Below are 2,948 nucleotides of genomic sequence, written 5' to 3'. Positions count from 1 at the left end.
TTGTAATAGGTTGCCAACTCATTGACCAGACGGGGAGCCACGGCACTGTTTTTTTCTATTTGAGTCCAGTAATACATTTCAGTCTGATCGGCTCCGGCAGCTATCGCCTGACGAAACAGACTCACAACATAATCATCCTGCCCCTCAGACAAGGCAGCAGACACCTTCTGTAGGAGTTCTCCCGCCGTTTGCGCAGAGAGCACAAAGGGGAAAGTAACTATTAATGAAAATAGCAAAGTTAAGGTTCTCATCTCTTATTAAATATTACCCAGTTTTTGTTACCGCAAATATACTCATTTTTAAAACATTATGTATTATAAAAATTGTTATTATCAGGTACTTTTTTACCGTTTGCGACAAAAAGAGTACCTTTGTCGGTAAATAGAACAAACCAGAGTTTTAAAATGATTGCTCAAACTCCGAATATTATCAATAAAAGAATACTTCAGATAGCTGTACCCTCGATTATATCAAACATAACAGTTCCCCTGCTGGGACTGATTGATGTAACAATCGTAGGGCATCTGGGAGCCGCTGCATATATCGGAGCCATTGCCGTGGGCGGAATGTTATTCAACATTATCTACTGGATCTTCGGATTTTTGAGAATGGGGACCAGTGGAATGACCTCACAGGCATACGGCAAACATGATCTGGATGAAGTCGCACGACTTTTATTACGGTCTGTCGGAGTAGGATTGCTTATCGCCATTATCTTAGTGGCATTGCAATATCCTATCCGGAAGCTGGCATTCACTTTTATACAAACTACAGAGGAAGTAGAGCGATTGGCTACACTCTATTTCCGGATCTGTATATGGGGAGCTCCTGCTATGCTCGGACTCTATGGATTCGCAGGTTGGTTCATCGGTATGCAGAATTCACGTTTCCCGATGTACATCGCCATCACACAAAATATTGTGAATATTGCCGCAAGCCTTTGTTTCGTTTACCTGTTCCACATGAAAGTTGCCGGGGTAGCTTGGGGAACACTTACAGCTCAATATGCCGGTTTCCTGATGGCATTATTATTATGGAGGCGATATTATGGAGGACTTAAAAAGCACGTTGCTTGGCATGAAGTACTGAAAAAGGAAGCCATGCTGCGTTTTTTCCAGGTAAACCGGGATATCTTTCTACGAACCCTCTGTCTGGTCATTGTCACTCTATTTTTCACTTCTGCCGGAGCGGCACAAGGAGAAATAGTATTGGCCGTCAATACTTTGCTAATGCAATTATTCACTCTATTTTCTTATATCATGGATGGTTTTGCTTATTCAGGAGAAGCGTTGGTGGGGAAATATGTTGGTGCCAATAATCAACCGGCATTATATCGCACGGTTCGCCAACTCTTCATTTGGGGTGTCGGCCTTTCTACAGGTTTCACCTTGCTTTATTTCTTTGGAGGCAAGTCATTCCTAGGACTGCTGACTAATGAAACCTCCGTCATCCGGGAAGCCGGAAATTACTTTTATTGGGTATTGGCAATCCCACTTACAGGTTTTGCCGCTTTCCTGTGGGATGGCATTTTTATAGGAGCCACTGCCACCCGACAAATGTTTTACTCCATGCTGGTAGCTTCCGGCAGTTTCTTCCTTGTTTATTACTCTTTACACGAATGGATGGGAAATCATGCCCTCTGGCTCGCCTTCATCGTCTATTTATCTCTCCGTGGCATCATGCAGGCAACTTTAAGTAGAAAAATTCTGTACCAAAGTTAATCTTTACAGACAGAAAGCGTATATTTGCAGAAACTAAATGTAATATCATATGGCAAAGTATAAAAGAATCCTGTTAAAGCTCAGCGGCGAAAGCCTGATGGGCGAAAAACAATATGGCATTGACGAGAAGCGCCTTGCCGAATATGCAGCACAGATCAAGGAAATCCATGAACTGGGCGTTCAGATAGGTATCGTCATCGGCGGTGGAAATATTTTCCGTGGATTGAGTGGTGCAAACAAAGGTTTCGACCGCGTAAAAGGTGACCAAATGGGCATGCTTGCAACTGTAATCAACAGTCTGGCACTAAGCTCTGCCCTAGTAGCCACCGGCGTAAAGGCACGTGTACTTACAGCCGTACGCATGGAACCTATCGGAGAATTTTATAATAAATGGAAAGCCATCGAAAGCATGGAAGCAGGCGAAGTCGTTATAATGTCTGCCGGAACGGGAAATCCGTTCTTCACTACAGACACGGGCTCTTCTCTACGCGGTATCGAGATTGAAGCCGATGTCATGCTAAAAGGTACACGTGTGGATGGTATCTATACCGCAGACCCGGAAAAAGATCCGACTGCCACAAAATTCGACGATATCACTTATGACGAAGTTCTGAAACGTGGACTGAAAGTAATGGATCTTACTGCAACATGCATGTGTAAGGAAAATAATCTCCCCATTGTTGTCTTTGACATGGATACAATAGGAAACTTGAAAAAGGTAATGTTAGGAGAAGAAATAGGTACATTGGTACATAACTGATAAAAAACAATCAAATAGTAAGAAACTCCGGTAGGCAGATGTTTACCGGAGTTTCTTTATTATTTTTATTCTGCTTTCAATTCTATATTCATCCGGTTATCCGAAGATGTAGTGACCGAAAGTATTTTCTTTTCCGCATCATATTTCCAGGTACCCGGTAAGAGTTCGTTTTCAACTGTTATCTTTTTCATCTGTTTTCCATTCTCTACGACTTTTGACGGTTCAAATTCCAGATAAGAAGTCACTTCATAGCGATGTATATCCGGCTGGAATTTCCCCATCGGTTTATGAATCAAAAGTCTCCAACTACCATCAATGAGTGAACTCTCTATGGAAGAAATCGCATAGGCGCCTTCCTTATAATCAACACTCACTCCATCATCTTCATACAAATCATAAGTAGAATTTTCTTCCGGACAAACCAGCAGACGGACACAATTCACTTTTTTCTCACCTACATATTGCAT

3 protein-coding genes and 1 pseudogene are annotated in these 2,948 nt (G+C 42.3%); 2 read left to right on the top strand and 2 right to left on the bottom strand.

The annotated features are described in order from the left end of the window. Positions 1–251: pseudogene (locus BACCELL_RS26855) on the bottom strand (hypothetical protein); the annotation flags it as partial. A 153-nt stretch (positions 252–404) separates the two neighbouring features. Between BACCELL_RS26855 and BACCELL_RS12860 the strand changes: the two are divergent. Continuing rightward, positions 405–1,721, top strand: a complete 1,317-nt coding sequence (locus tag BACCELL_RS12860; RefSeq protein ID WP_007212248.1) for an MATE family efflux transporter — start codon at positions 405–407, stop codon at positions 1,719–1,721. A 49-nt stretch (positions 1,722–1,770) separates the two neighbouring features. Then, positions 1,771–2,481, top strand: a complete 711-nt coding sequence (gene pyrH / locus BACCELL_RS12855) for a UMP kinase (protein WP_007212247.1) — start codon at positions 1,771–1,773, stop codon at positions 2,479–2,481. 65 nt (positions 2,482–2,546) lie between these two features. Here the strand turns inward: pyrH and BACCELL_RS12850 are convergent. Continuing rightward, a partial coding sequence (locus BACCELL_RS12850; RefSeq protein ID WP_007212246.1) for a DUF5110 domain-containing protein occupies positions 2,547–2,948 on the bottom strand: 402 nt, incomplete at its 5' end.

Source organism: Bacteroides cellulosilyticus DSM 14838 (genome assembly GCF_000158035.1).
Taxonomy (GTDB): Bacteria; Bacteroidota; Bacteroidia; order Bacteroidales; family Bacteroidaceae; genus Bacteroides; species Bacteroides cellulosilyticus.
The sequence above is the reverse complement of the archived record's forward strand: the minus strand, read 5'-3'. Positions and strand labels throughout refer to the sequence as shown.

Coding starts and splice junctions, on each gene's coding strand:
- pyrH (WP_007212247.1), top strand. CDS start 1,771: ATGGCAAAGTATAAAAGAATCCTGTTAAAGCTCAGCGGCGAAAGCCTG.
- BACCELL_RS12860 (WP_007212248.1), top strand. CDS start 405: ATGATTGCTCAAACTCCGAATATTATCAATAAAAGAATACTTCAGATA.